Annotated in this window: 21 protein-coding genes and 1 pseudogene; 10 read left to right on the top strand and 12 right to left on the bottom strand. The window is 57.7% G+C overall.

What is annotated here, in order from left to right; genetic code table 11:
• The first annotated feature begins 5 nt into the window (after positions 1 to 5).
• The 6 genes and pseudogenes from ACZ5FP_RS02875 to ACZ5FP_RS02850 form a co-directional block, all read left to right on the top strand.
• Complete coding sequence (locus ACZ5FP_RS02875) at positions 6 to 563, top strand: hypothetical protein (protein ID WP_464662023.1); 558 nt, start codon at positions 6 to 8, stop codon at positions 561 to 563.
• A 514-nt stretch (positions 564 to 1,077) separates the two neighbouring features.
• The gene (locus tag ACZ5FP_RS02870) at positions 1,078 to 2,091 is read left to right on the top strand and encodes a hypothetical protein (protein ID WP_464662021.1); all 1,014 of its coding nucleotides are present in this window, start codon (positions 1,078 to 1,080) and stop codon (positions 2,089 to 2,091) included.
• Positions 2,092 to 2,579: 488 nt separating this feature from the next.
• Positions 2,580 to 2,795 (top strand): hypothetical protein, encoded by a 216-nt coding sequence (locus tag ACZ5FP_RS02865; RefSeq protein WP_464662020.1) that lies wholly within the window; start codon positions 2,580 to 2,582, stop codon positions 2,793 to 2,795.
• The gene (locus tag ACZ5FP_RS02860) at positions 2,795 to 3,436 is read left to right on the top strand and encodes a hypothetical protein (RefSeq protein ID WP_464662018.1); all 642 of its coding nucleotides are present in this window, start codon (positions 2,795 to 2,797) and stop codon (positions 3,434 to 3,436) included. The genes ACZ5FP_RS02865 and ACZ5FP_RS02860 overlap by 1 nt, the downstream gene beginning before the upstream one ends.
• A gap of 366 nt (positions 3,437 to 3,802) precedes the next feature.
• The gene (locus ACZ5FP_RS02855) at positions 3,803 to 7,528 is read left to right on the top strand and encodes a hypothetical protein (protein WP_464662016.1); all 3,726 of its coding nucleotides are present in this window, start codon (positions 3,803 to 3,805) and stop codon (positions 7,526 to 7,528) included.
• Between the two features lie 324 nt (positions 7,529 to 7,852).
• Positions 7,853 to 8,755, top strand: a pseudogene (locus ACZ5FP_RS02850) (YifB family Mg chelatase-like AAA ATPase); the annotation flags it as partial.
• A gap of 63 nt (positions 8,756 to 8,818) precedes the next feature.
• Here ACZ5FP_RS02850 and ACZ5FP_RS02845 read toward each other — a convergent pair.
• The 9 genes from ACZ5FP_RS02845 to dnaK all read right to left on the bottom strand — a co-directional run bounded on the left by ACZ5FP_RS02845 (position 8,819) and on the right by dnaK (position 17,572).
• Complete coding sequence (locus ACZ5FP_RS02845) at positions 8,819 to 9,442, bottom strand: transglutaminase-like cysteine peptidase (protein ID WP_346307878.1); 624 nt, start codon at positions 9,440 to 9,442, stop codon at positions 8,819 to 8,821.
• 322 nt (positions 9,443 to 9,764) lie between these two features.
• Positions 9,765 to 11,042 (bottom strand): polyhydroxyalkanoate depolymerase, encoded by a 1,278-nt coding sequence (locus ACZ5FP_RS02840; RefSeq protein WP_346307879.1) that lies wholly within the window; start codon positions 11,040 to 11,042, stop codon positions 9,765 to 9,767.
• Positions 11,043 to 11,235: 193 nt separating this feature from the next.
• Positions 11,236 to 11,523, bottom strand: coding sequence for a DUF1330 domain-containing protein (locus ACZ5FP_RS02835; RefSeq protein WP_223614001.1), 288 nt, complete (start codon positions 11,521 to 11,523; stop codon positions 11,236 to 11,238).
• 55 nt (positions 11,524 to 11,578) lie between these two features.
• Positions 11,579 to 12,274 carry an orotidine-5'-phosphate decarboxylase gene (gene pyrF, locus ACZ5FP_RS02830; protein WP_464663148.1) on the bottom strand — a complete coding sequence of 232 codons (696 nt, stop codon included), beginning with the start codon at positions 12,272 to 12,274 and terminating at the stop codon, positions 11,579 to 11,581.
• Positions 12,275 to 12,371: 97 nt separating this feature from the next.
• Positions 12,372 to 12,953: an NADPH-dependent FMN reductase gene (locus tag ACZ5FP_RS02825; protein WP_464662013.1), complete on the bottom strand. Its 582-nt coding sequence runs from the start codon at positions 12,951 to 12,953 to the stop codon at positions 12,372 to 12,374.
• Between the two features lie 36 nt (positions 12,954 to 12,989).
• Positions 12,990 to 13,583, bottom strand: a complete 594-nt coding sequence (gene pmtA / locus ACZ5FP_RS02820) for a phospholipid N-methyltransferase PmtA (RefSeq protein ID WP_464662011.1) — start codon at positions 13,581 to 13,583, stop codon at positions 12,990 to 12,992.
• Positions 13,584 to 13,667: 84 nt separating this feature from the next.
• Positions 13,668 to 14,798 (bottom strand): molecular chaperone DnaJ, encoded by a 1,131-nt coding sequence (dnaJ, locus tag ACZ5FP_RS02815; protein WP_223613999.1) that lies wholly within the window; start codon positions 14,796 to 14,798, stop codon positions 13,668 to 13,670.
• A gap of 31 nt (positions 14,799 to 14,829) precedes the next feature.
• Positions 14,830 to 15,060 (bottom strand): hypothetical protein, encoded by a 231-nt coding sequence (locus tag ACZ5FP_RS02810; RefSeq protein ID WP_464662009.1) that lies wholly within the window; start codon positions 15,058 to 15,060, stop codon positions 14,830 to 14,832.
• Between the two features lie 595 nt (positions 15,061 to 15,655).
• Positions 15,656 to 17,572 (bottom strand): molecular chaperone DnaK, encoded by a 1,917-nt coding sequence (dnaK, locus tag ACZ5FP_RS02805; RefSeq protein WP_223613998.1) that lies wholly within the window; start codon positions 17,570 to 17,572, stop codon positions 15,656 to 15,658.
• 226 nt (positions 17,573 to 17,798) lie between these two features.
• Between dnaK and ACZ5FP_RS02800 the strand changes: the two genes are divergently transcribed.
• A complete protein-coding gene (locus tag ACZ5FP_RS02800) occupies positions 17,799 to 18,959 on the top strand; it encodes a zinc metalloprotease HtpX (RefSeq protein ID WP_464662007.1) in 1,161 nt (386 codons plus the stop codon).
• A 1-nt stretch (position 18,960) separates the two neighbouring features.
• Here the strand turns inward: ACZ5FP_RS02800 and ACZ5FP_RS02795 are convergent, their stop codons facing one another.
• Together ACZ5FP_RS02795 and ACZ5FP_RS02790 are read right to left on the bottom strand one after the other, a co-directional pair.
• The gene (locus tag ACZ5FP_RS02795) at positions 18,961 to 19,950 is read right to left on the bottom strand and encodes a Gfo/Idh/MocA family protein (protein ID WP_464662005.1); all 990 of its coding nucleotides are present in this window, start codon (positions 19,948 to 19,950) and stop codon (positions 18,961 to 18,963) included.
• Positions 19,951 to 20,017: 67 nt separating this feature from the next.
• Positions 20,018 to 20,902, bottom strand: a complete 885-nt coding sequence (locus ACZ5FP_RS02790) for a LysR family transcriptional regulator (RefSeq protein WP_464662003.1) — start codon at positions 20,900 to 20,902, stop codon at positions 20,018 to 20,020.
• 98 nt (positions 20,903 to 21,000) lie between these two features.
• Between ACZ5FP_RS02790 and ACZ5FP_RS02785 the strand changes: the two genes are divergently transcribed.
• Positions 21,001 to 21,993: an aldo/keto reductase gene (locus tag ACZ5FP_RS02785; RefSeq protein ID WP_464662001.1), complete on the top strand. Its 993-nt coding sequence runs from the start codon at positions 21,001 to 21,003 to the stop codon at positions 21,991 to 21,993.
• Positions 21,994 to 22,017: 24 nt separating this feature from the next.
• On the opposite strand, the gene ACZ5FP_RS02780 is transcribed toward ACZ5FP_RS02785, so the two are convergent.
• A complete protein-coding gene (locus ACZ5FP_RS02780) occupies positions 22,018 to 22,803 on the bottom strand; it encodes a helix-turn-helix domain-containing protein (RefSeq protein ID WP_464661999.1) in 786 nt (261 codons plus the stop codon).
• Positions 22,804 to 22,926: 123 nt separating this feature from the next.
• Here ACZ5FP_RS02780 and ACZ5FP_RS02775 point away from each other — a divergent pair, with 123 nt between their 5' ends.
• Positions 22,927 to 23,325: a hypothetical protein gene (locus ACZ5FP_RS02775; RefSeq protein WP_464661998.1), complete on the top strand. Its 399-nt coding sequence runs from the start codon at positions 22,927 to 22,929 to the stop codon at positions 23,323 to 23,325.
• Positions 23,326 to 23,528: 203 nt separating this feature from the next.
• The gene (locus tag ACZ5FP_RS02770) at positions 23,529 to 24,341 is read left to right on the top strand and encodes an aspartyl/asparaginyl beta-hydroxylase domain-containing protein (RefSeq protein ID WP_464661996.1); all 813 of its coding nucleotides are present in this window, start codon (positions 23,529 to 23,531) and stop codon (positions 24,339 to 24,341) included.
• Positions 24,342 to 24,382 lie beyond the last annotated feature (41 nt).

Here is a 24,382-nt window from a genome sequence, read left to right as displayed (position 1 = left end):
ACAATATGAGCTGGCAAGCCAAGAAGAAGGCGTTCGCTATCAAGAAGCGCAAGGAGGACGAAGCGAGACCGGGTAGCAGGTACACGCTCAAAGAATTTCAACAGTGGTATCCGTACATCGCGTTCTTTGGTGTTGCCATTGAGAAGCCCGATTTCTGGAAGGAGCGGGCGTCGTTCGAGATGCGAGAGAACAGGCGCATGTGGTACGACCGTGAGGTTCATCGCAGCCATGCCGGGGAGGCCGCCGGTCACCTTCTCTCAATCTTGCACTCCGGGGTATGGCGGGGAGATGTAGAGAAAGGCGATTTCACTCCACCAATCTTTCCGCCGAGAACGTGGGAAGAGTTCGCTCTCGCCTATTCGTGGCGCAACTTCAAGGAAGTTTACAAGCGCGTTCCCGTCGCTGACCTGAGGCACACCATGGAACAACTTCACTTGGTGTTCGAGATCGCGGGGACAGATGAGGCGTCTATTGAAGCGGTGTTCGAGGTCAACAAAGGGCCGGTATGGCAACGGCGGCGCTACGATGAGGATAGTCGTCAAAGGGAGCGAAGGACTGCTTAATGGGGAGTGTATTGTTAGCAACAACAAGCATAAAGATTTATGACATAGAACAGATATAGTCAAAATATGGAATCGTCGGTATAACTTGCATCTTGATTGGCTGTCTGTCATGAATTATAATTGTTGAATTCTGTTGAATTACTTAAGTTGTTGGACAATCAATACTTTAAAGCCTAACGCACCCTATTGGTGATGAAGTGCCTCATTCGCTGTAGTATTTCTTCTTATACTTACTTATCCCCTAGGACACCTTGGCCCACTCCGGTGGGCTTAGGACCTAACATGCACCACTAGCACTTCACATCCGCAAATCTGGTGTGCTCCGAAGTCGAACCCATGGGCTCCTACGTGGGTGGATGGTTTCGTTGAGAGCCATAGATTTGCGAAGGCTGAGCTCAGAGAGGCCGCGTAGGGGGCGATATCCCTGCCGACGTCTATTTGCCTATCTGTGTGTTTGGAGGCTGAGCACAGCGACAACCAGAAACCCCAGCCAACCAAAGGAGACGAAAGCCACATGAAGATCACCAAGGCCCTGTCACGGGGTCAAATAAGAAATGCGGTGCACCCCGACATCGCCAATCCGTGGGCCGTATGCCCCGCAGACATGAAGATCATGGAACGCGAAAGAAAGCGTGACAAGGCCCGTGCTGAGAACCCTGTCTACCTCGCCCGTGTTCAGGAGCTTAGGGGCCGCCAAGAGAGCATGGAGCGCCACATGGCAAACCAGCGGGTGGCGGTGGCGATCATTGCTGAACAGGAGTTGACGGGTGCCGAGTATGTGTCCGTATCTTTATCGAAGAGCAAATCTTCTGAAGAATGGGCTGCTGCCTTTTCCGATCTAACGCCCAAGCCTGAATGGACAGGGGTGAATGCTGTGGTCGTTGAGAACCACGTTGCCATTGCCAAGACCATTGGCCATGCCACCCCTGCATACAGATTGATGAAGGACAGGCAGTCGTTTCGTGACCACAAGATGCAGCACTACTGGCCATCGCTTCCCGGTGATGAGTTGGTAACCCCTGTGACGGGCGAAGTCACCATTGTTCCTGAGTACGCTGAAGGCGAGTACACGAACGGCAGTTCTCTAAGCATTGCTAACATGGCTCACGTCCTTGGTATTGGACGGAGGAAAATAAGGGAAACCCTCGTGGGCATTGGCCTCATGCATGTTGAGCTGGAACCGCGTTATTGCAAAATGAACTGTGACCCCAATGACTTCCGCACGGAATACGATGGTACTCACAGGTTGTCCGAGTGGGCCATTAAGATGCGCTATGGCCGCCGTGTGTTCTCACCAACCGGCTATGAGTTCGACCTAATCACCCCTGCCGGTATCCACTACGTGAAGGAAATGCTGGAACTGGAGAAGGCAATGGCCGAACCGGAGCAGCCTAAGAAGCTCAAAGCGTTCGATCAGATCAAGGTACTGCTGAAATCCGAACCAACCCTGAGACAGATCGACCTCATCAAGAGAACCGGCCTGACGAAGATGACGGTGCATCGGGCATTGTCTGACCTGAAAAGGTAACATCCGAAGGTCCTTCCGCTTTATATAACCACGGTGGACTTAGGTGCGGGAAACAACTTCCCAGCAATAAACTGAACAACTTCCAACGATGGATGACCGGACATAGCCGAGACATTCCAAAATCCAAGATACCTCGAACATCTCCGATAATTTATCGTAACGATGTCCTGAGTTGAACGGCCCGGAACGGCCCCATAATCCCTTCCATTAAAATCCACCAAGGCTACCTTACAGCACCTTAAGCGTGTGGTCTCCGAGTACGAAGGACGCCTTGTTTTCCTTCAGATGGGGCTGCGCCCTGATGGGTTCGGGGTCTCGGGGATTACGCCTCTCGCAGATACGAGATATCCGCCTTAGTCCCACTCTTTCGAGTTGGATAAGGGCCGCTCTCGTTCCACTTATCCCGCCAAGAAAATCTATCATTAACGACAGAACCGAGGCTCCAGCAATGGGGCCTTTCCTACAGCTATGGAGCAAGAACCCCACCGATGACACCACTACTCACCCGCCTGCGGCAGCAGTTCGACCTAAAGACCTCCGAAAACATCCAATCCATGACCGAGTTCGAGTTCGTCCAGCGAACGAAAGAACTGACCAGCGCAAGAGCCGAGGATATTTATCACATCTGGCTACGTGGCCCGAACGGCAAGGCATACGCCAGCCAATTCAGCACAAAACCATACTTCAAGCGAGGACTACTGTAATGAGAGCCGACACACGAACAGGCAATTCGACACCGACCAAGCGCATCCAGCCAAGCTGGGACTTGGAATGCGTCAAGGTGGGCATCCCCTACGCCATGTTACCCGCACCATTGGCACCCGACGCCAACTACGCAGACAAGATCAAACGCACGTGGAAACTCCGTGCCCTTTGGTCCAAGAAGACAGGCCGACAGATTGAGCGACTTACACCTGAGGGTTACAGCGACAAGGCTCACGCTCAGCGCAAGGCTCGGAAGCCTGTCATCCCGTCAGGTGTAGCAATCGTTGACGCGATCCTTGCTGAGGCCAATTCTACCCGACCGGCCCGACAACGGCCCAACGTCATCCACGTGGATAACCAGATCGAAGGCGAAGAGAAGAGCATCGCAGCCGAACTACGCCACGGATCGCCCTGGACGAATATTGACACCCGCGTAGGTGCCGAAGGTGCTGACAGGCTGTCTGGGGTCTCCTCTACGGTGAAGCCGGGATATCACTGGGTCCGTGATGAGGCACTTCCAGCAGAGAAGGTCGAAACACGTAACTCTTCGGTCACCGAGGCGGTTCATAAGACAGCCCGTCGGTTGCCCAGCGGCACGGTGTATTCGCAAGCACAGGCTCTTGCCGAGCAATCCGCATGAGCAGCAGCCATCGCCAAGACAGCGGAACAGGCATCCGAGGAGTATGACGCTTGGGAAGCAGCCCAGACCGAGTGGTAGCGACCATGGCGGGCACTGACCCAGCATGAACGACCGAGCTTACATACGGCTCAGACAGTGGCGGGTCTCACGCGAACGCACCACGGCCAACGGGATCAGAGATGCAATCCTTCTCCTTCGCTCCGGCCAGTACAAGACCATTGAACATCTAGCAGCTGTCATGCGGCTCACCGTTCCTCAAACGCGCTGGCGCCTCCGGGAAGGCGTAGTGCGTGGCCTCATCACGCGCGGCTTCTACGACCGCTTCAAGATCACCAGCACTCATCAACAGAAAGAACCACCCAACCAATGACTGACGCACTATCAATCATCAAAGGCTTCGAAGGCCACATTAACAACGCCAAATGGGACGTTAACGCCTTCCGAGCTGGCTACGGTTCCGACACCACAACTCTCGAGGACGGCACGGTCCAGCGGATCACCAAAGACAGCGTAGTGACCCGAGAAGACAGCGACCGGGACCTATCCCGCCGTGCGAACATCTTCGCAGAAGCCGCCGCTGACAAGGTTGGCCGGGACAAGTGGCAAGCTCTGCCAGCACCAACCCAAGCCGCTCTTACATCCACCGCGTATAACTACGGCTCGATCCCCAGTGACATCGTTTCAGCCGCCCAGACAGGTAACATTAACGCTATCGCAGACGCGGTTGTCGCACGGGGATCAGACAATGGCGGGATCAACCGCAATCGCCGCAACAAGGAAGCTGAGATTATCCGTGGTGGCGGCCCAGCCGGTACGGTGTCTCCCGGCGTTGCCTACACCGCAGAAACCGAAGTTCCACTTATGCCGAATCAGGCTGTCTCGGGTGTAGCTCGGGCTGCCGATCCTGAACCTGGGCCTTCCCTGTGGCAGACGCAGAAGGATGCCTACAACCAGAACAGCACACTAGCTCTGATCCTCAACAGCAATCCGTACAAGGATGACCCGTCGTGGATTAAGCCAGACGAGAAGCAGCTTACAGCAGACCTTGAGACAGCAAACCTTGACCCAGAGCACTACGCCAAATTCCTAGGTGGCTCAACGTCCAAGCTAGGTTACCACAAGGCAATTCAGGACGCTCAGAACGACCGTGACCGGCTAGGTAGGCTGGCTGAAGCAGGCTTTACAGGAACCGCACTAAACTTCGTCAACCAAGCACTTGACCCTGTGAATCTTGCGGCTGACATTGCTGTTTCCTCAGTGGCACCCGAGTTGACCCTTGGCAAGTATGGTCTGCGTATCGGAAGGGTCCTCCGCTCAGCCCTCATCGGCGGTGCATCGGGTCTGGCAACTACCGCAGTCAACTACGGCTTCAACCCGAATGCTACCAAGGCCGACCTTATGATGGGCACGGTGATTGGCTTCGGTCTCGGGGCTGTTGTAGGTCGCCTCAGTGGTAACCCCGCAACATCTACAGAAGGCCAGCAGTTGCAGGACTTAGGCCATCAGGTCGTTGCTGGCCACGAAGGTGTTCCCTATGTGCACCGTGGTAATCCGGGTTCCGTAGGTGCCAAGGGTATCAATAGCGGCTCCTTGCTCGATCCTGACAATGCCATGAACTTCCTTGAGCACGACGACATTGCCCATTCGGCCTTTGCTGGTGTCCGTGGCGATCTATCTGCAATGGGCGACAAATCGCTCAATCCCGCCGCACGTCTAACAATGAGTGGCTTGGTTCAAGACGGTACTGGCAAGATCGGCGGGGCTCTGAATGGCCGTGCAGCTTCCGAAAGTAAGGAAATGCTGAAGCAGGAGTTTAATGGTGCTTTCCAGCGCGTTTGGGTTCCCCAGAAAGCGGCTTTCCTCAAAGCTGGTGGCACTGAGGAACAGTTTGATACTGCGGTCTTCAAGTATGTGGAGGACACCCGTTTCAACAAGGCAGATTTGTACCCAAAGGAAGTGAAGCTTGCCGGTGATAATTGGGCATCGATCCGCAAGGAGCAATTAAAGCTTCAACAGAACCCACTTGCCCGCGAGGGCAAAACGGCTAGGCCTGTGCAGGGCTCAGACAAAATCGGACCAAATGACAACTACATGGTGCACGAATGGCACAATGAGAAGGTTCACCTGTTCGATGAGCATTTCGAGGCTGGCACTGTGCAGAACATCATCAAAGGTGGAATGCGCAAGTCAAACCAGTACCTCACGGAACCTCAGCTAGATAAACTGTCCGGTGCTTTCCTCAGGTCTATCAAGGAACGCGGTGCCGGTGTGGATCGGAATGACTTCCTCGCCCGGGTCTCCGGAGACAACGTAGAGGACGCCCTGTCCGCTTTGGTTGAAACAAATTCGATCAGCCGTATGGAAGCTGACGATTTCCTCAAGGGTTGGCAGAAGCCTGAACGCGGTGCCCCTGACGCTGGCAACGCGAAGCCATTCAAGCAACGTGCCTTGATCGACACTGAGTATGTCCTACCCTACAGGCCAATCGCTCGGGGAACTGGTGCGGCCCATGATGCTGAAGTTGGCGTTAAGGACCTCTTGAACACCAACATTGAGTACCTGAACCAGAAGTACACAGACCGTGCCACGGGCAACATTGCCTTGGGACAAATGCAGCTAGTCAATCCCAAGACCGGTGAGACAATCTTGAACGGCCTCACGTCGGAGAAGGAAATCACCGACTACCTCAATGACGTTGGCCGCGCTGGCGCACAGGCAGGCCAGACACCGAATCAGATTGCTCAGGATCGTAAGCGGATGCAGTTCGCCATCGACATGATCAAGGGGACCAAACAGTACGAAATCAACAACACTTCGTTCGGCACTGGCCTTCGTATGCTACGCAAGTTCAACTTCATCCGCATGATGAACCAAGTGGGTCTCGCCCAGCTACCTGAGTTGGGGAATATTGTTGGCAGTGTGGGTCTTCGAGCATCCATGGCTCAACTTCCCACATTTCGCCGCATGGTGGGTCGTGACGGTGCGATGCACCTCAAGGACAACTTTGCTGATGATATTGAACATATCTTTGGCGCTGGTATGGAGAAATGGACCCGTAACCCGGAAGAGCGCTTCGATACCATGCTTGATATGGTCAAGGGTGGCAAAGGTGCATTAGGCGACAAGATCAATGCACTTCTCGAAAGGGGCCAGCGTATCACCTCAACTATCTCGGGGATGGATGGTATCGACACCATGTCCAAGCGTTGGGCTTATCGTGGCGTTGTCCAGAAGTTTGCCAATGTTGCCGCAGGACGTGGAAAATTCTCCGATAAGCGTCTGGCTGACCTTGGGATCGATAGGGAGATGTTCTCGCGTGTGAAGGCGGAACTTGTGGACCCTAAGAATGTCCAGATGAACGGCAAGCGTGTCGCCGGTCTCAAACTGGACACATGGAAGGACAAGGAAGCAGCCGAAGCTTTCCGCCGTGCCGTGTACCGGAAGTCCAGTGAGATCATCCAGAAGAACGATCTGGGCAACATGATCATGTGGATGGGCCACCCAGTCGCGCAGACGCTCACACAGTTCCGCACCTATATGGCTGCATCATACGTGAAGCAAACGATGAAGGCATTGCATATGCGAGACCCTGAGGCTGCAATCAATGCCGCTATGGCAATGGTCATCGGCGCTGGTGTTTATGAAGTGCAGACCCGGGCGCAAGCTGTTGGCCGATCCGATCACGACAAGTTCCTTGAGGACAGGTTGAAGTGGGACAAGATCGTATCGGCAGGCTTCTCGAAAGCTGGTGTTGCTTCAATCATACCAATGCTGGTTGACACCGCCCTTCCACGTTTCGGCTTCAAGCAGCAATTCGCCTACTCCCGCACAACCGGCCAGCCATCTGACTTGATCATGGGTAACCCTGGAACGGCCGCCTACGATGATCTATTGGGCATGGCGGGAGCAGCCCGTGGCATCTTCGCAGGGAATGTGTCTCAGGAAGAGGCACGGACCATGAATAGGCTTATGCCGTTCAACAACGCCTTTGGTTACCTACAGGGCTTCAATCTGGCCATCTCTGGTTTTCAGGAGCGGACGCCTAAGGACAGGAAGAAGCAAATCGGCCTAGCTGACTACTTCTCCCAATAGAACAACGGGTGGGGCGAGCGAAATAAGCCCCATTCTTTCCACCGTCGCAATTAATGCACTAAACCATATGTTTTTCAATGTGTTGACTGAGTTTTAAGGATCGAAGATACAAGGCCTGTCGCTGATATTTTATCTGACGGCTTCACCGAAGGGATCACCAGCATGCTTATCAATACCCGTCGCTTTGAGATCGAGATCAACCGCGACAGCCTGTACCTACGTATCACAGTCTTTGGTCGCACCCTTGCGACTTTCAGGGATTTTACAGGAGCGGGCTTAAGCGCGACTGATTGGAAATAGTCCAATATCTTAGGGTCTTTTGTAAATAATATGCTCATGATCGGGCCGCCCGGCGCGGGAAAATCCATGCTCGCGCAGCGGCTTCCGTCCATCCTGCCGCCGCTGCTGCCGCACGAACTGCTCGAGGTGTCGATGATTGCTTCGGTCGCTGGCGAATTGCCGGGCGGCAGGCTCACCGACCGGCGGCCGTTCCGGGCACCGCACCATTCCGCCTCCATGGCGGCGATGGTCGGCGGCGGCATGCGCGCCCGCCCCGGTGAAGTCTCCCTCGCCCATCGCGGCGTGCTGTTTCTGGATGAATTTCCCGAATTCGCGCCCCAGGTGCTCGACTCCCTGCGACAGCCGCTGGAAAGCGGAGAATGCGTGATCGCCCGCGCCAATCACCGTATTTCCTATCCGGCGCAAATCCAGCTCGTTGCCGCCATGAACCCTTGTCGCTGCGGCATGGCCGGAGAACCGGGACACCGCTGCGCCCGGGGGCCACGCTGCCGCCATGATTACCAGGCCCGCATTTCGGGGCCGCTGCTTGACCGCATCGACCTTCGCATCGACGTTCCCGCCGTCAGCGCCGCCGATCTCATCCGCCGTCCCGTTGCCGAAAGCAGCGCATCGGTCGCACTGCGCGTTGCCCGCGCCCGGGACCTGCAGAGACGCCGCTACGAACAAATGGGATCGGCCGCCGTGACCGTGAACGCCCATTGCCCCGCGGCGTTGATCGAGGAGGTTTCCCGGCCAGACAAGCCGGGGCAGGCACTGCTGCAGCAGGCTGCCGAACAGATGCGCTTTTCCGCGCGCGGCTATCACCGGATTCTCAAGGTGGCGCGGACATTGGCCGACCTTGACGGGGCCGAAGCCGTCGGGCGCATTCACGTGGCTGAGGCCATTTCCTACCGGATGGCACAGGACGCGGCCAACGAGGCGGCGTGAAGTGTACAAAAGCAAATGCCGGACCTTGGTGGTCCGGCATGTCTTGATTGCCTTGGCAGTGGTTTAGTGAACCGAGCCGACCAGGATATTGCTTGGGGCTTCGATGCTGACCCAGCGGCCAGTATTGTTCGTCGCCTGGCGCTTCAGGTAGGTGTACTCGGTTTCCGACCAGTTCTTGACGCTGTCGGCAAGGTTGTCGAGGATGAAATCGCCGGTATCGGTGCGCACCGTCAGAACCGCATGGCCTTCGCCATCGGGCTTGCGCACAACGGTGATCAGCAGATCGGCCGGGGAAACGCCCGCCTGCATCAATTCACGGCGCTTTTCCAGGACATAGTCTTCGCAATCGCCGACATTGCCGACCTTGTCGGGATAGCCCCAGTATTCCTCGACGCCGTAAATTTCCATGTCCGTCAATGGCTTGACCGTCTGGTTCACATGGCTGTTGACGTTGACGATCAGCTCCCAGAAATCACGCGTCATCTTGGCCGGCGCAACATTGCGGCTGCGGATCGAGCACTCATCCGGCAGGCGCTTGCAGAATTCATAATGACCGATCGGCTGGGACGTCAGACCGCCGGTCTGCATGAAAGCTTCGGCTGCGGAGGCGGAATTTGCGATGAGTGCGCCAGCGAAAAGTGCCGCCGCGACCCCCATCGACCTCAAAATCTTCACCGCTCCGAACATGCTTTACTCCGAACCCAACCAGCCTTCGTTAACAAAACGTTAATGGCCGGGAGGGATATGAGTCAATCACAATGGCGCCACGATCCCGCCATTGTTAATATATGGTTAAAATTTGAACTTCCTAGATTTTGACGAAAATTTGAAGGTTGTACGCGGCAGCAGCTCACAACCGCAGGACGATGACGCCCTTGTTGACCGCCTGCGGGAGGTACGCGGCCATGTCAGTAGCGATTTGATTTCATTGTGTTTTATTGAAGCGCAAAAGAAACCTGCCGGAAGATTCAGTCTTCCGGCATGGCTGTCCGATAATCGGAAGGCGTGTTCAGCTGCGTGCGCGTTTACCGATCGGGGTGACATTGCTCTTGCGGTTGGCCTGAGCATGGTCGTTAACGAATTGGACGATACGTGGTGCAATTTCAGCACGGAAACGCGATCCGTTGAACACGCCGTAATGGCCGACCTTGGCCTGCAGATGATGCATGCGCATGGCGTCAGGGATGTTCACACACAGCGTTTGGGCGGCTTTGGTCTGCCCGACACCGGAAATGTCATCGTTCTCGCCCTCGACCGTCAGCAGCGCGACGGTGCGGATCGACGCGGGATCGACCAGCTTGCCCCGGTGGGTCATCTCACCCTTGGGCAGGGCGTGGCGGACAAAAACCGTATCGACCGTCTGCAGGTAGAATTCCGCAGTCAGATCCATCACCGCCAGATATTCGTCGTAGAACTCGCGGTGCTTGTCGGCGGAATCGCCATCTTCCTTGACCAGGTGCATGAAGAATTCCTTGTGCGCCGTGATGTGGCGGTCAAGATTCATGCTCATGAAGCCGGAAAGCTGCAGGAAGCCGGGATAGACGTCGCGCATGAAGCCGGCATGCGGCCATGGCACCGACATGATGACATTGTCGCGGAACCAGTCGATGCCCTTCTCCTCGGCCAGGATATTGACCGCGGTCGGGTTCTTGCGTGTATCGATCGGTCCGCCCATCAGCGTCATGCTGGACGGCGCAAACCGGTCGCCATTGGCTTCCATGACCGACACGGCGGCGAGAACCGGGACCGATGGCTGGCAGACCGCCACCACATGGGTGTCTTCGCCCAGCGCGTGGAACATGTCGATGACATAATCGATGTAATCATCCAGATCGAAACGGCCGGCGGTCAGCGGCACGGTGCGCGCATCGACCCAATCGGTGATGTAGACGTCCGCATGGGGCAGCAGGGCTTCGACGGTGCCGCGCAGCAGCGTGGCATAGTGGCCGGACATGGGCGCAACCACCAGAATCTTCGGGTCCGCAGCGCGCTTTGACGACAGCGCGCGCTTGAAGTGGATCACGTTGCAGAACGGCTTTGACCAGACGATCTTTTCGCGGATTTCCACTTCCTCGCCGTCCACGACGGTCGTTGGAAGATTGAAAACCGGCTTGCCGTAGGTGCGCGTGGTTCGCTCGAACAGCTCGCAGCCCGCCGTAATGGACCGGCCGATTATCGTCTGCGAAAAGGGATTGAGCGGATTGTCGTAGAACAGCTTGGTTGCATCCGCCAGGGCCCGGTAGGGCTGGAGAGCGGCATGATTGAGTTCATAAAGCTGGTAAAACATTCCACTGTCCGATCATATCAACACAACGGCGATCTCACAAACATGATCATCAAAGATGAAAATGTTCTTGATGGGAGAATGACCCTAGCCGGTTTGATCGATATTGCAATGCAACAAACGGATTAGTGAAAAGAAAGATGTTCACAATTTCCTGTGCAGGCGCAACATGAATTGCGCACTGCACAGGTAAAGATCAGGCGCCTTCGACAATGACCATTTCGCCATCGGCATATTGCTGCCGGATGAGCTTGGCCGCCTGGTATTCCGCAGAGTTGTAGCAATCGAGGGCATGCTGCACCGATGGAAACTCGATCACCACATTGCGGCCGCGCGCCGTGCCTTCCAGTTCATGAAACGTGCCGCCACGCGCCAAGAAATGTGCGCCGAACCGTTCGAAGGCCGGCTTTGCCGTCGTTATGTAACCCTTGTAGCCCTCCGCATCGCGAACATCGATGCGCGCTATCCAATATCCCTTGGCCATACATCCTCCACATCATGCATTGTCCGGTATTGCATCCGGACCGCGGCGGATTTGATCAGACGCCCGCCATTTCGGCAAGGATCGCTTCTGCCGCAGCCCTGGGATCGCCGGCGGCAACGATGGGCCGGGCAACCACGAGATGGCTCGCGCCGGCGCGCAGCGCATCGGCAGGCGTCATCACCCGCTTCTGGTCACCCACCTCGGCCCCCTTCGGCCGGATACCCGGCGTGACGACGGCAAGGTCCGGCCCGACAATCTTGCGCACGGCGGAGGCTTCGGCCGCCGAACAGACGATGCCGCCCATTCCCGCATGCAGGGCCTGTTCGGCACGGATCAGCACCAGCGTGTGCGGATCGTGCTCGTAACCGGCATCAATCATGTCCTGCTGGTCCATGGAGGTGAGGACCGTGACGCCGAGCAGGCACAGGTCCGAACCGCGCGCAGCTTCCACGGCCGCCTGCATGGCCTTGGGGTAGGCATGCAGCGTCAGCATGGAAACGCCCATCTTGACGATATTCTCGACGCCCTTGGCGACGGTATTGTCGATATCGAGGAGCTTCATGTCCAGGAAGACTTTTTTGCCGGACTGGACGAGTTCCGAGGCAAATCCAAGGCCACCGGCAAACGCCAGCTGATAGCCGATTTTGTAGAAGGATACCGTATCCCCGAGCGTACCGACGATATCGCCCGCCGCCTTCAGGTCAGGCACATCAAGGCCTACGATGAGGCGATCGCGCAAAGCCGCTTCCATCATGACAAACCACCTTTTCCGTTGATCGCCATCCCATGGCACACCAGCGCCCGATAGGAAAGATCACAACGGCAAAAGGACGGGTAAAAACCGCCTGTCAGCGCGATTTTGCCAGCCGTGCATGGTCGATCAGCGATTGGCAGACCCGTTCCATGGACCGTGCGGTCCGTTCATCGTGAAACGAGCCATCGCTGGCGAAGGCCTCATGGGCATGGGCCACGGAACATTGTTCGCTGATGATCAGCGTTCCGACATTCATCAGCACGGAGCGCAGGTGGTAGAGCCCGCGGACACCGGCAAAATTGCCGTCGGAGGATGAACAAAGCGCGACGATCTTGCCGGCATAGGGCCGCAAAGGCTTTTCGCCATCGCGCGAAATCCGGCTGACCCAGTCGATGGTGTTCTTCAAGAGCGGCGGGATCGACGAATTGTATTCGGGCGATGCGATGAGAATGCCGTCATGGGCGGCAAACAGCCGCCCGAGCTTCATGGCATTCTCCGGTATGCCTTTTTCCTTCTCTAGATCCTGATCCATGATCGGCAGCGGGTAGTCGATGAGGGCTATGCGTGTCACCTCGGCGCCCAGTGCTGCCAATGTCCGGGTGGCGACATCGGCGACCTGGCCGCTGAAAGCACCGGTACGGTTCGAACCTGCGAAAACGAGGATCTTCGGCAGCATGGGGTTCCCTCTGTGGGTCAGACAATGAAAGGCAAATCAGGCGCGGCGGTAAATCCACAGGCGGGCGGGCGGGACATTGCGGATGATGAAATCGAGGTGTTCGATCTTGTAATTGCCGCGGCCGGCGGGAACCGGCGACATCGGACCGTAGGTGATCTGGACGATCGGGCGGCCATGCGGCACGCGGCGCAGCAGGTCCTCGATGATCTTCACCCGGTCGCCGACCGGAAAATTCAGCAGCGGCACCGCCGAAACGACCGAATCAAACATCCGGTCCTTGTGACCGCCGAGCGTCTTGTCGAGGTTGAACGCGTCGCCCTCGATAATGTTTACGCCGGGGAAATCCGCGCGCAGATGCGCGGCGAAATCCGAGGAATATTCGACGCAGAACAGATTGTCAGGCGTAACGCCGCGATTGAGAATCGCCCGCGTGATCACGCCGGTGCCGGGTCCAAGTTCGAGTACCGGCAATCCGGAATGCGGATTGACGACGCTGGCCATCCGGCGCGCGGTGATGGAACTGGTCGGCAGAATCGAGCCCACGGCCTTCGGTCCATGCATCCAGCCTTTGAAAAACCGGATCTCCTCGCCGAATTTTTCAGCGAGTTTTTTTCCCAGTGGTCGTGTCATTCCCATCCTCCCGTCGCAGGTAGACAAATTTATGACGCAACTCGTGGCGGAAGCAAGGCCAGTTGTCTTAAATCCGTAACAAATTTACTCGCTGAGTCCCTCGAAGAATTCCTTCATGCGGGCAAAAAAGCCTGACGATTGCGGGCTGTTGTCCTGGGACGACACGCGCTCGAACTCTTCCAGCAACTCGCGCTGGCGCTTGTTGAGATTCTGCGGCGTCTCGATGGCAATCTGGATATAGAGATCGCCCATGGCGGGCTGGCGCAAAACCGGCATGCCCTTGCCCTTGAGGCGGAATTGCTTGGCGTTCTGCGTGCCTTCGGGGATCTTGACCCGTGTCTGCGTACCGTCAAGCGTGGCCACCTCGAACTGGCCGCCCAGCGCCGCTGTGGTCATGGAAATCGGTACCTTGCAGTAAAGGTCCGATCCGTCGCGCTGGAAGAATTCATGCGGTTTCAGCGACAGGAAAATATAGAGATCGCCGGATGGCCCGCCGCGCACGCCTGCTTCGCCTTCCCCGGTCAGCCGGATGCGGGTGCCGTCTTCGATACCAGCGGGAATGTTGACCGAGAGCGAACGCTCCTCGGTGATTCGGCCCTGGCCGGAGCACTTCGTGCAGGGATCCTTGATGGTCTGGCCGCGGCCATGACACGTCGGGCAGGTCCGCTCGATGGAAAAGAACCCTTGCGCCGCCCGGACACGGCCGGAACCGCCGCAGGTGTTGCAGGTGACGGGGGATGTGCCCGGCTTGGCGCCGCTGCCGGAACATTCATCGCAGGTGATGGATGTCGGCACGCGAATCTGCGCCGTCTTGCCCGCATAGGCCTCTTCCAGCGTGATTTCCATGTTGTAGCGAAGATCGGCACCGCGCTCGCGTCCGCCGGAGCGGCGCTGGCGCCCGCCACCCATCATCTCGCCAAAAATATCCTCGAAAATATCGGCAAAGCCACCGGCGCCGCCAAAACCTCCGCCGCCTCCGCCCATGCCGCCATTTTCAAACGCCGCGTGACCGAACCGGTCATAGGCCGCGCGCTTGTTGGGGTCTTTCAAGGTTTCATAGGCTTCGCCGATTTCCTTGAATTTGTGCTCGGCGTTCTCATCGCCCGGATTCTTGTCGGGGTGATATTGCATCGCCAGTTTACGGAAAGCGCTTTTCAGCTCTTTCTCATCAGCGCCTCTCGCTACGCCGAGGGTTTCGTAATAGTCAGCCTTCATCCAAACACTCGTTCCATGAAATCAGAGAGCCTCACGCAGAGGCTCGTTTTAGACCGGTATTTAGGTGTTCAGCGCCCCGAATGCCATAGTCTACTTGGATTGATTCGTTCCACTTGGCGCATATTTGCGCATTATTGCGTTTGTGTGGCAATCCTTCCACGGTTTTATACACCTGTGAAAACCAAAATGCTTTAATCCGCCGCCTGCTGAAGGGCTGGCGCACCGCGATTATCCGCCTGTGTTGATCTGTGGCATTGCTCATAACCGGCCTTTCCCGTTGCCACGCCCGCAATTGCGTCTGGCTGTTGAAAGAGGGAAAGACGGGCGGTCCCTGGAACGCGGGTCTTGGGGTATGCGGTATGCTATGCTTGCGATCCAAGGACCACCCGCTCCGGCGATTTTTGAGGATTTTGCCTTGTTCTGCCCGTTCCCTCGCGAGGAATGGAGGCAGAGAGGCGAAACCTCCCCGGCCGCACAGGTTTTCCTCCCCGCGAGGCCGAAGCGCCGATCCTTTCCCGACTTTCGAAAGTTTCCGGAAGCATTCCCGCCGGAAAGGACACATTGAGAATAACTTGGGTTGGGATCTGTTGGATAAGTCGGCATGATTTTTCTGATGACGCGTTGCAGAGTTGTGGTGCGTGGTTCGACAGGCTCACCATGAGGGAGGTTGAGGAATTGCAGCGAGTCAAGTTCTGCACCTATCAGATTAACTTTGCAGCCCACCCAGTCCTCTCATGGTGAGCCTGTCGAACCACGCACAACATGCAACTTTGCCTTGCAGGCAAGACATTGCGCGCTAGCACAAACAAAAAGCCCGGCATTTCTGCCGGGCTTTTCATCATAGTGTGTGCTGCAGATTATGCAGACTTCTTCTTGCCGTTTTCGTCGATTTCTTCGAAATCGGCGTCAACCACATCCTCGTGGCCCTTGGCCGCGGCTTCGGTCTTTTCACCTTCGCCTTCGGCAGCCTGGGCTGCTTCATACATGGCCTGACCGAGCTTCATCGAGACTTCGGCGAGGGTCTGCGTCTTGGCCTTGATGGCTTCGGCGTCATCGCCTTCGGCCGCAGTCTTCAATTCGGCCAGAGCCGTTTCGATTGCCTGCTTGTCCTCGGCCGAAACCTTGTCGCCGTAATCCTTCAGCGACTTTTCCGTCGAATGGATCAGGGCTTCCGCCTGGTTCTTCGACTCGACCGCCTCGCGGCGCTTCTTGTCGGCCTCGGCATTGGCTTCGGCGTCCTTGACCATCTTTTCGATATCGGCATCGGAAAGACCACCGGATGCCTGGATGCGGATCTGGTGTTCCTTGCCCGTGCCCTTGTCCTTGGCCGACACGTTGACGATACCGTTGGCATCGATGTCGAAACCGACTTCGATCTGCGGAACGCCGCGCGGTGCCGGCGGAATGCCCACGAGGTCGAACTGGCCAAGCGCCTTGTTGTCGGCAGCCATTTCACGCTCGCCCTGGAAGACGCGGATCGTCACGGCGGACTGGTTGTCCTCGGCCGTGGAGAAGGTCTGCGACTTCTTCGTCGGGATCGTCGTGTTGCGGTCGATCAGACGGGTGAACACGCCGCCGAGCGTTTCGATGCCGAGAGACAACGGCGTCACGTCGAGCAGCAGGACGTCCTTGACGTCGCCCTGCAGAACGCCAGCCTGAATGGCTGCGCCCATGGCGACAACTTCATCAGGGTTCACGCCCTTGTGGGGTTCCTTGCCGAAGAAGGCCTTTACCACTTCCTGGATCTTCGGCATGCGTGTCATGCCGCCGACCAGAACCACTTCGTCGATTTCACCGGCCTTGAGGCCTGCATCCTTGAGCGCTGCCTTGCAGGGCTCGACGGTGCGCTGGACCAGATCGTCAACCAGGCTCTCGAACTTGGCGCGCGACAGCTTCATGGTCAGGTGCTTCGGGCCGGAGGCATCGGCCGTGATGAACGGCAGGTTGATTTCGGTCTGCTGAGCCGACGACAGTTCGATCTTGGCCTTTTCCGCAGCTTCCTTGAGGCGCTGCAGGGCAAGCTTGTCGTTCTTCAGGTCGATGCCCTGTTCCTTCTTGAACTCGGCCGCAAAATATTCGACCAGGCGCATGTCAAAGTCTTCACCACCAAGGAACGTATCGCCATTGGTCGACTTCACTTCGAAAACGCCGTCGCCGATTTCCAGAACGGAAACGTCGAACGTGCCGCCGCCCAGATCGTAGACGGCAATGGTCTTGCCTTCCTTCTTGTCGAGGCCATAGGCCAGGGCAGCTGCGGTCGGCTCGTTGATGATGCGCAGGACTTCCAGACCGGCGATCTTGCCGGCATCCTTGGTGGCCTGACGCTGGGCATCGTTGAAGTAGGCAGGAACGGTAATGACGGCCTTCTCGACCTTTTCACCGAGATAGGCTTCCGCCGTTTCCTTCATCTTCTGCAGAATCATCGCGGAAATCTGCGAGGGCGAATATTTCTGGTTGTGAACTTCCACCCATGCGTCGCCATTGTCGCCTTTGACAATGTGGTAGGGCACAAGCTTCTTGTCCTTTTCAACGGTCGGATCGTCAAAACGGCGTCCGATCAGACGCTTGACCGCAAAGACAGTTCCTTCAGGATTGGTGACAGCCTGGCGCTTGGCCGGCTGGCCGGCAAGGCGCTCATCGCTATCCGTGAAAGCGATGATCGATGGCGTCGTGCGCGCACCTTCCGCATTTTCAATGACCTTCGCGTTCTTTCCGTCCATGACGGAGACGCAGGAATTGGTCGTACCCAAATCGATACCGATAACTTTAGCCATTATACTTCTCTCCATTCAGCAGGCTGCCGGGACCTCTGCCGAGCATTCCATTCAGCAGCCCCTAGGGGGGTTAAACAATACAAGACGACCACAGCGAGCCGAACTTGCGTGTTGTGGGCTATATAAGAAGGCTGAAATTACCATGCAAGTCAGAAGCTGCGGCATTTACACGCCTAATTGCCTTAAAAGACTCGGCAAACCGGCTTTTTAGCGCCATATATCGCCTATGACCGATGATGCACTCCACTTCAACCTTCCCGAACACCGGCGCAGCCAGCTGATCAATACGCTGCATACATGGCTGCTTCTTGCCGGAAGCCTGGCATTGCTCATTGTCTGCGCTTTTACGCTGGCGGGGCCCGTCGGCATTATCTACGCCTTTGTTTTCGGCGCAATAAGCCTTGTCGCCATACGGCGCATCAGTCCTCAGATGGTACTCAAAATGTATAAAGCAAGGGCTGTAACACGCGCAGAGTTCCCACAAGGGCTTGCCATCGTCGAGGAATTATCCCGCAGGGCCGGCCTGCCGCGCCCGCCCGAACTCCACGTCATCCCCTCCCGCATGATGAATGCCTTTGCGGTCGGCCGGAAAGACAATTCCGTGGTCGCGGTGACGGACCAGCTGATTCGGGTGCTGACGGCGCGCGAACTCACCGGCGTGCTGGCGCATGAAATCAGCCATATCCGCAATGAGGACCTGAAGGTCATGGCACTGGCCGACACGGTGTCGCGCTTCACCTCGCTGATGTCGACCATCGGCATGGTATCGCTGCTCTTCAACATCACATTCCTGGCCAGCGGCGCGCATGCGCAGGTGCCGTGGCTGGGTGTCCTCGTGCTTTTGGTTGCACCGACCATCGGCGGCCTGCTGCAGATGGCGTTGTCGCGCACCCGGGAGTTCGATGCCGATCTCGGTGCATCCCTGCTGACGGGCGACCCGGACGGGTTGGCCCAGGCCCTGACGAAACTGGAAAAGGCCCAGGGCAGGCTGTGGGAAAATCTCATTCTGCCGGGCGGTCGCATTCCCGATCCGTCGATCCTGCGCACGCATCCGTTGACGGAGACCCGCGTGGCGCGACTGAAGGCGCTGAAGGATGCATCGGGTGTGGTTGCCCGCGGCGAAGCACTGCCGGATGACATCCTCGCGACGCTCATGGTCAAGCCGCAGGACCGGATCCGCACCCGTCCTTCACCGGTTCCGCAGATCGGCCGCCAGCACGGGCGCTGGAATTCCAGCAATCTGGAAATCCTGTCACTGCTCAACACCCAGTCCGGCAGGCCGGTGGTATCCGGCCCGGAAGCCGAGTGCGAAGCATGCCCGAGAAGCCTCAACACCCCGGATGGCGACCCGCACGTGCATGTGGCACGCGGCGGCGTGTATTGGTGAACTAGGAAACTGCTTCCCAATTACCGGTTTCCCCGGCGCGATAGATCGCATCGATGAGCTTCTGGTTGAGCACCGAGCTTTCCAACGAAAACACGGCCGCGTCTTCACCCTTCGCCGCCCGGGCAAAGGCCTCGATCTGCAGGCGATAATGGTTCACGTCACCGAAACTCCATTCGGTGGCACCCGTGTGGGTCTTGTCATGCAGCGTGACCCGGGCATGGTCATACTTGCCGGTGTTGAACGGCCCGTGCACCTCGATAAACCCTTCATCGCCATGGAAGGCCATGGACTGGCGCGCGGCCAGCTGGGTGGCAACGTAGAAGGACAGCTCGAAGCCATCGAAATCGGCGCGCACGCTGGCATAGCAGTCCGTGCCGAAATCCGCATCGCGCTCGACATTGGCCGAAACCCTGACCGGCTCCTTGCCGGTGACGAAACGGGTGACCACCGTTGGATAGACACCGATATCCGGCAGCGCGCCACCGCCGAGCGACAGCTGGTTGCGCATGTTGCCCGCATCCCTGTTGAAATAGCTGAAAGCCCCCTGCACGTGACGTAGGCGTCCAATGGCGCCTTCAGCGATCAGTTCACGCACTTTCAGCCATTGCGGATGATAGGTCACCATGAACGCCTCGGCGATGAGAACGCCATGGGTGTCGCGGGCACGCTGTAAGGCTGCGATTTCGCTGGCATGCAGCGAAATCGGCTTTTCGCACAGCACGTGCTTGCCCGCTTCGGCGGCTTTCAACGACCACTCCACATGCTGCGAGGTGGGAAGCGGTATGTAGACGCCGTCAATATCGGCTGATGCCAGCATGGCCTCATAGGAGCCGAAAGCATGCGGCGCGCCGAATCGCCCGGCGACGGCCCGCGCTTTCAAGAGGTCGCGGCTGGCGATACCCGACAGGACGGAGTTCTCCGCGTCGCATATGGCGGGGATGACCGCCGTGACCCCGATTTTCGCTGTCGACAGAACACCCCAACGGAACATGATGACTTCTCCTTTTTGTCGGCGGCAACCTAGACAAGACGGCGCTGAATGGAAAGCAGCGCCAGGCTCAGACTTTGAAAAAATCGATGAAGGCACGCAGGGCCGGGCGCATCTGGCGGCGGCTGGGATAATAAAGATAGACCCCGGGGAACGGGGCACACCAGTCATCGAGCACACGGAGCAAACGCCCATCGGCAATGGCTTCCGGCGCCATGTGTTCCAGCAGGAAGGCCACGCCGGCGCCGTCCAGCGCGGCCTGGATGACCAACCGGTCGTCGCCGAGAATCAGCGGGCCGTTCACGTCGATGACGATTTCCTCGCCGTCCTTCTCGAACTCCCAGCGATAGACCTGCCCGCTGGCAAAACGGCGGCGGATACAGAGATGACCGGCAAGATCATGCGGGTGCAGCGGTATCGGGTGCCTGTCAAAATAGCCCGGCGCCGCAACGATGTTCGCCCTAATCGGATCGCTCATGCGCACTGCAATCATGTCCGGTTCCAGACTCTCACCCAGCCGCATGCCCGCATCAACGCCAGCCGCAACAATGTCATTGAACGGCTCTTCGACGCGCAGCTCCAGCGTGACGCCGGGATAGGCCGCGGCGAATGCAGCAATGCGCGGGGCCAGCAGCCTGTGGGCGGCAAAGGGCGGAACACTCAGCCGCAGGGTTCCCGCGATGCGGTTGTTGGCTTCCTTGGCCGCATCGAGCGCCAGGTCGATTTCCGCCAGGGCCGGACGCAGCCGCTTGAGCAGCAGCGCACCTTCTTCCGTCACCGCGACGCTGCGCGTGGTGCGGGCGAGAAGGCGGACGCCAAGGTTCTGTTCCAGGGCTGAAATGGCGTGGCTGACAGCCGACGGCGCAATGCCCAGTTCCCTGGCGGCATCCCGGAAGCCGCCACAGGCTGCAACAGTGGCAAATACGGACAGTTGAGGCAGGTATGATCGATCCATTGATCTATTATATAGAACAACCTGTGAAAAAATATGAGAATTATCGAACACTGATCGGCACTCTACTTTTCCGCCATCACAGCAAAAGGAGATCGGTGATGGAAAAGCGCAAACTCGGTGAACTCGATGTATCGGCCGTGGGTCTCGGCTGCATGGGCATGACCTTTGCCTATGGCGGACAGGACGAGGCCGACGCGATCCGCACGCTGCATCGCGCGGTGGATATCGGCGTGACCTTTTTCGACACGGCAGAAATCTATGGCCCGTTCGACAATGAAATTCTTGTCGGCAAGGCCCTGAAGGACCGCCGCGACAAGGTGGTGATCGCCACGAAGTTCGGCTTCAAGATTTCCGACGAGGGCGTAGGCCCCTCGCGCATGGTCGGCGTCAACAGCCACCCGGAACATGTGAAAGCCGTTGCGGAAGCGTCTCTCGGGCGGCTCGGCATCGAGCAGATCGACCTGTTCTACCAGCACCGGGTTGACCCGACTGTTCCCATCGAGGACACGGTTGGCGCCATGGCGGAGCTGGTCCAGCAGGGCAAGGTAAAGGCGCTCGGCCTGTCCGAGGCCAGTGCCGCCACGATCCGCCGCGCCCACAAGGTGCATCCGATTGCCGCCGTGCAGAGCGAATATTCGCTGTGGAGCCGCGAGCCGGAAGACGAGGTCTTTGCCGTCTGCCGCGAGCTTGGCATCGGCTTTGTCCCCTACAGCCCGCTTGGCCGCGGTCTCCTGACCGGCACGATCAGCAAGCCGGATGAATTGGGTGCCGATGACTGGCGCAAGACCCTGCCACGGTTCCAGGCTGACAATATGGACGCCAATGCAGCCCTGATCGCCACCTTGAAGGGCCTGGCTGCGGACAAAGGCATCACGCCGGCACAGCTGGCGCTCGCCTGGGTGCTGCACCAGGGTGATTTCATCGTGCCGATTCCCGGTGCCCGCAAGATCAGGCATCTGGAGGAAAATGCGGCGGCGGCCGACGTCTCTCTCTCGCCGGCGGACCTGAAAAAGATCGGCGATGCGCTCTCACCCACGCGGGTCGCGGGCAACCGCTATTCGGATGCAGCGCTGGCTCTCGTCAACGGCTGATACCGGCTACGGGGCGCTGCGCAATCAGCGCCCCGCACTTTCCGCAATGGCCCGCGTTGCGTCATCCGCCGGAAAATACTGCTCGATGAATATGCCCTCGGTCAGCACCTCCTGCGCCGAGCCGAATGCCGTCAGCGTGGTGATCCAGCTGGTAACGGCATCGCCAAGTTGCAGCTGCACGGTTATAACCGGCGGCGGGTTGCGTTCGCTCTGATCATTGCGTAACAGCGCTGATATTTCCGGATCGGTTTCATATTGTGCGATGCGCCGCGCCAGCGCGCTGCGTGGACCGTAAAGCCTGGCTTCGTTGCGGGCACGCTTCAGGAACAGCAGGGCGACATCCGGCCAGTTGGCGATGGACCGGCGCACGGGGCCCGGCTCAAGCACCAGCGCCAGAATATTGACACCCGGCGCAATCGGAATGCCCAGCGCTTCGGCCAAGCCCATGAAGCCAACATTGGCAACGAGAATGTCGTGATCCGCATTGAAGGCCACCGCCGGCCACGGCGCATGCCGCTCGAGGATCATGTGGAGCGTGTCGCGGATCAGTGGCGGCAGGCCGGCCATGCCTTCGCGTTCCGCCGAGAGGTAGCGCGGCGCAAAACCGGCCGCACCGAACAGCTCATTCTGAATCTTGAACGGCAGCTCCAGCGCTTCGCAGATGCGGATGATCATGCCCTCCGACGGCCTTGCCCGTCCGGTTTCGAGAAACGACAGATGTCGCGACGAGATACCGGCTTCCAGCGCCAGATCCATCTGGCTCATGTGCCGGTGCGAACGCCATTGTTTCAGATGATCGCCGAATTCCATCACCGCTCCTGATTCCCGCCAGACTGGCGCGAATGCTTCGCAATATCCATTACTCCAGAGGTAATTGTTTCGATTACCTTATGCCGACACTCTCCGGTCATCAACACAACGAAGGAGAATGACATGACCAAAATCACCTTGAAAGACGGATTGACGATCAACGCAGTCCTCACCGGCATCACCGGGCTCGGCCTTGCACTGTTTGCCGAACTGGCGGCAGAATATCTCATCCCCGGCGCGCCGGTCTGGCTGATCGCGGCACTGGGTATCGCGCTCGTGCTGTTTGCTGCCGATGTCGCCCTGATCGCCCGATGGAAAGCCCAATCGAAACCATTGGTCGGTTTCGTTTTCATCGCCGACCTCGCATGGGTCATCGGCGTTCCGGCGATTCTTGTGGGGATGCCGTCCGCCTTTACCGCCCTCGGCATCGCCGCCAGTCTGGCCGTCACGGCCGTGGTTGCCTGCTTTGCCCTGATCGAATGGCGGGGGCTCAAAACGATGGGAGCGGCAAAAGCGATCTAGCGCCCGGCTTTTGTTGACACCAGAATTCAGATTATAGAGCCTCGCGCTTGACAGACGGTACGGTGTGAGGCCTATTTCACGCCGTTGCCGGGGCCGAACACCGCCGGGGCAACGCTGCAATGTGCAGGCAATTTATTTGTTCTAACACGCCAAACCACCCCTGTTCGCTCATCGATGGTCAGGCCTTCTGAAGCTGGAATACAATGGAAAAAGCAACAAAAAAGTCGATCAGACGCTGGGCTGTCGGTTTGGTTCTCCTGGCAATTCTTGCCTATTTCGTTCCCTATCTCGTGATCTTCTACCTGATCTGCGGCATCTATGACCTGTCGCGCAACAAGAATATCGACCTGCAGATGGTCGAACAGTATTTCTGGGGCAACGGCCTGTTCACCTGGATCCTGTCACCATTGAACATCGTTCTCGACATCCTGTCGCTGCCCTATATCAACAAGGGCGTCTACAAGCTGGAAGACCTGCCATCCGACTATCAGGCGGAGGTCAGGCGCCTGATCACCGCGACGCAGAAGGAAGACCTGGTCGGCAAATTGCAGTCCCGCGCGGAACAGCAGGCCCGCAGCATGTTCTTCTTCAAATGGTATGGCAAAGACCAGCCCAGCTTCGTCAACGTGCCGTCCTTCTACGAGAAATATAATTTCGTGAAGACCATCGGCGTGTCGGTGTTCAACAAGAAGAACTCGACGTCAAAACATTTTGGCCCGATCCGCGCCACCATCCGCGTCCTCTACAACATCAACGACATGAATGACCGCACGGCCTATATCTGGTGCGGCGACACGACGAGCTACTGGAAGGACGACAAGCTGTTCATTTTCGACGACACGCTGATGCACCAGTCCGTCAACCAGACCGACCAGACGCGTTATTGCCTGTTCGTCGACATTCTCCGCCCGTCCCATCTTCCCGGCCTCTATGCCGCCATCGTCTCGTTCATGGGCCTGATCCTCAAGGGCAGCAATTCGATCTTCTACAAGAACTGGAAAGTCATCCAGAAATAGGTTCCGGTTTCAGACCGAATGAAAAGGGGCGCCGTGCGCCC

It is taken from the genome of Phyllobacterium sp. T2-21, from assembly GCF_055378485.1.
The sequence above is the reverse complement of the archived record's forward strand: the minus strand, read 5'-3'. Positions and strand labels throughout refer to the sequence as shown.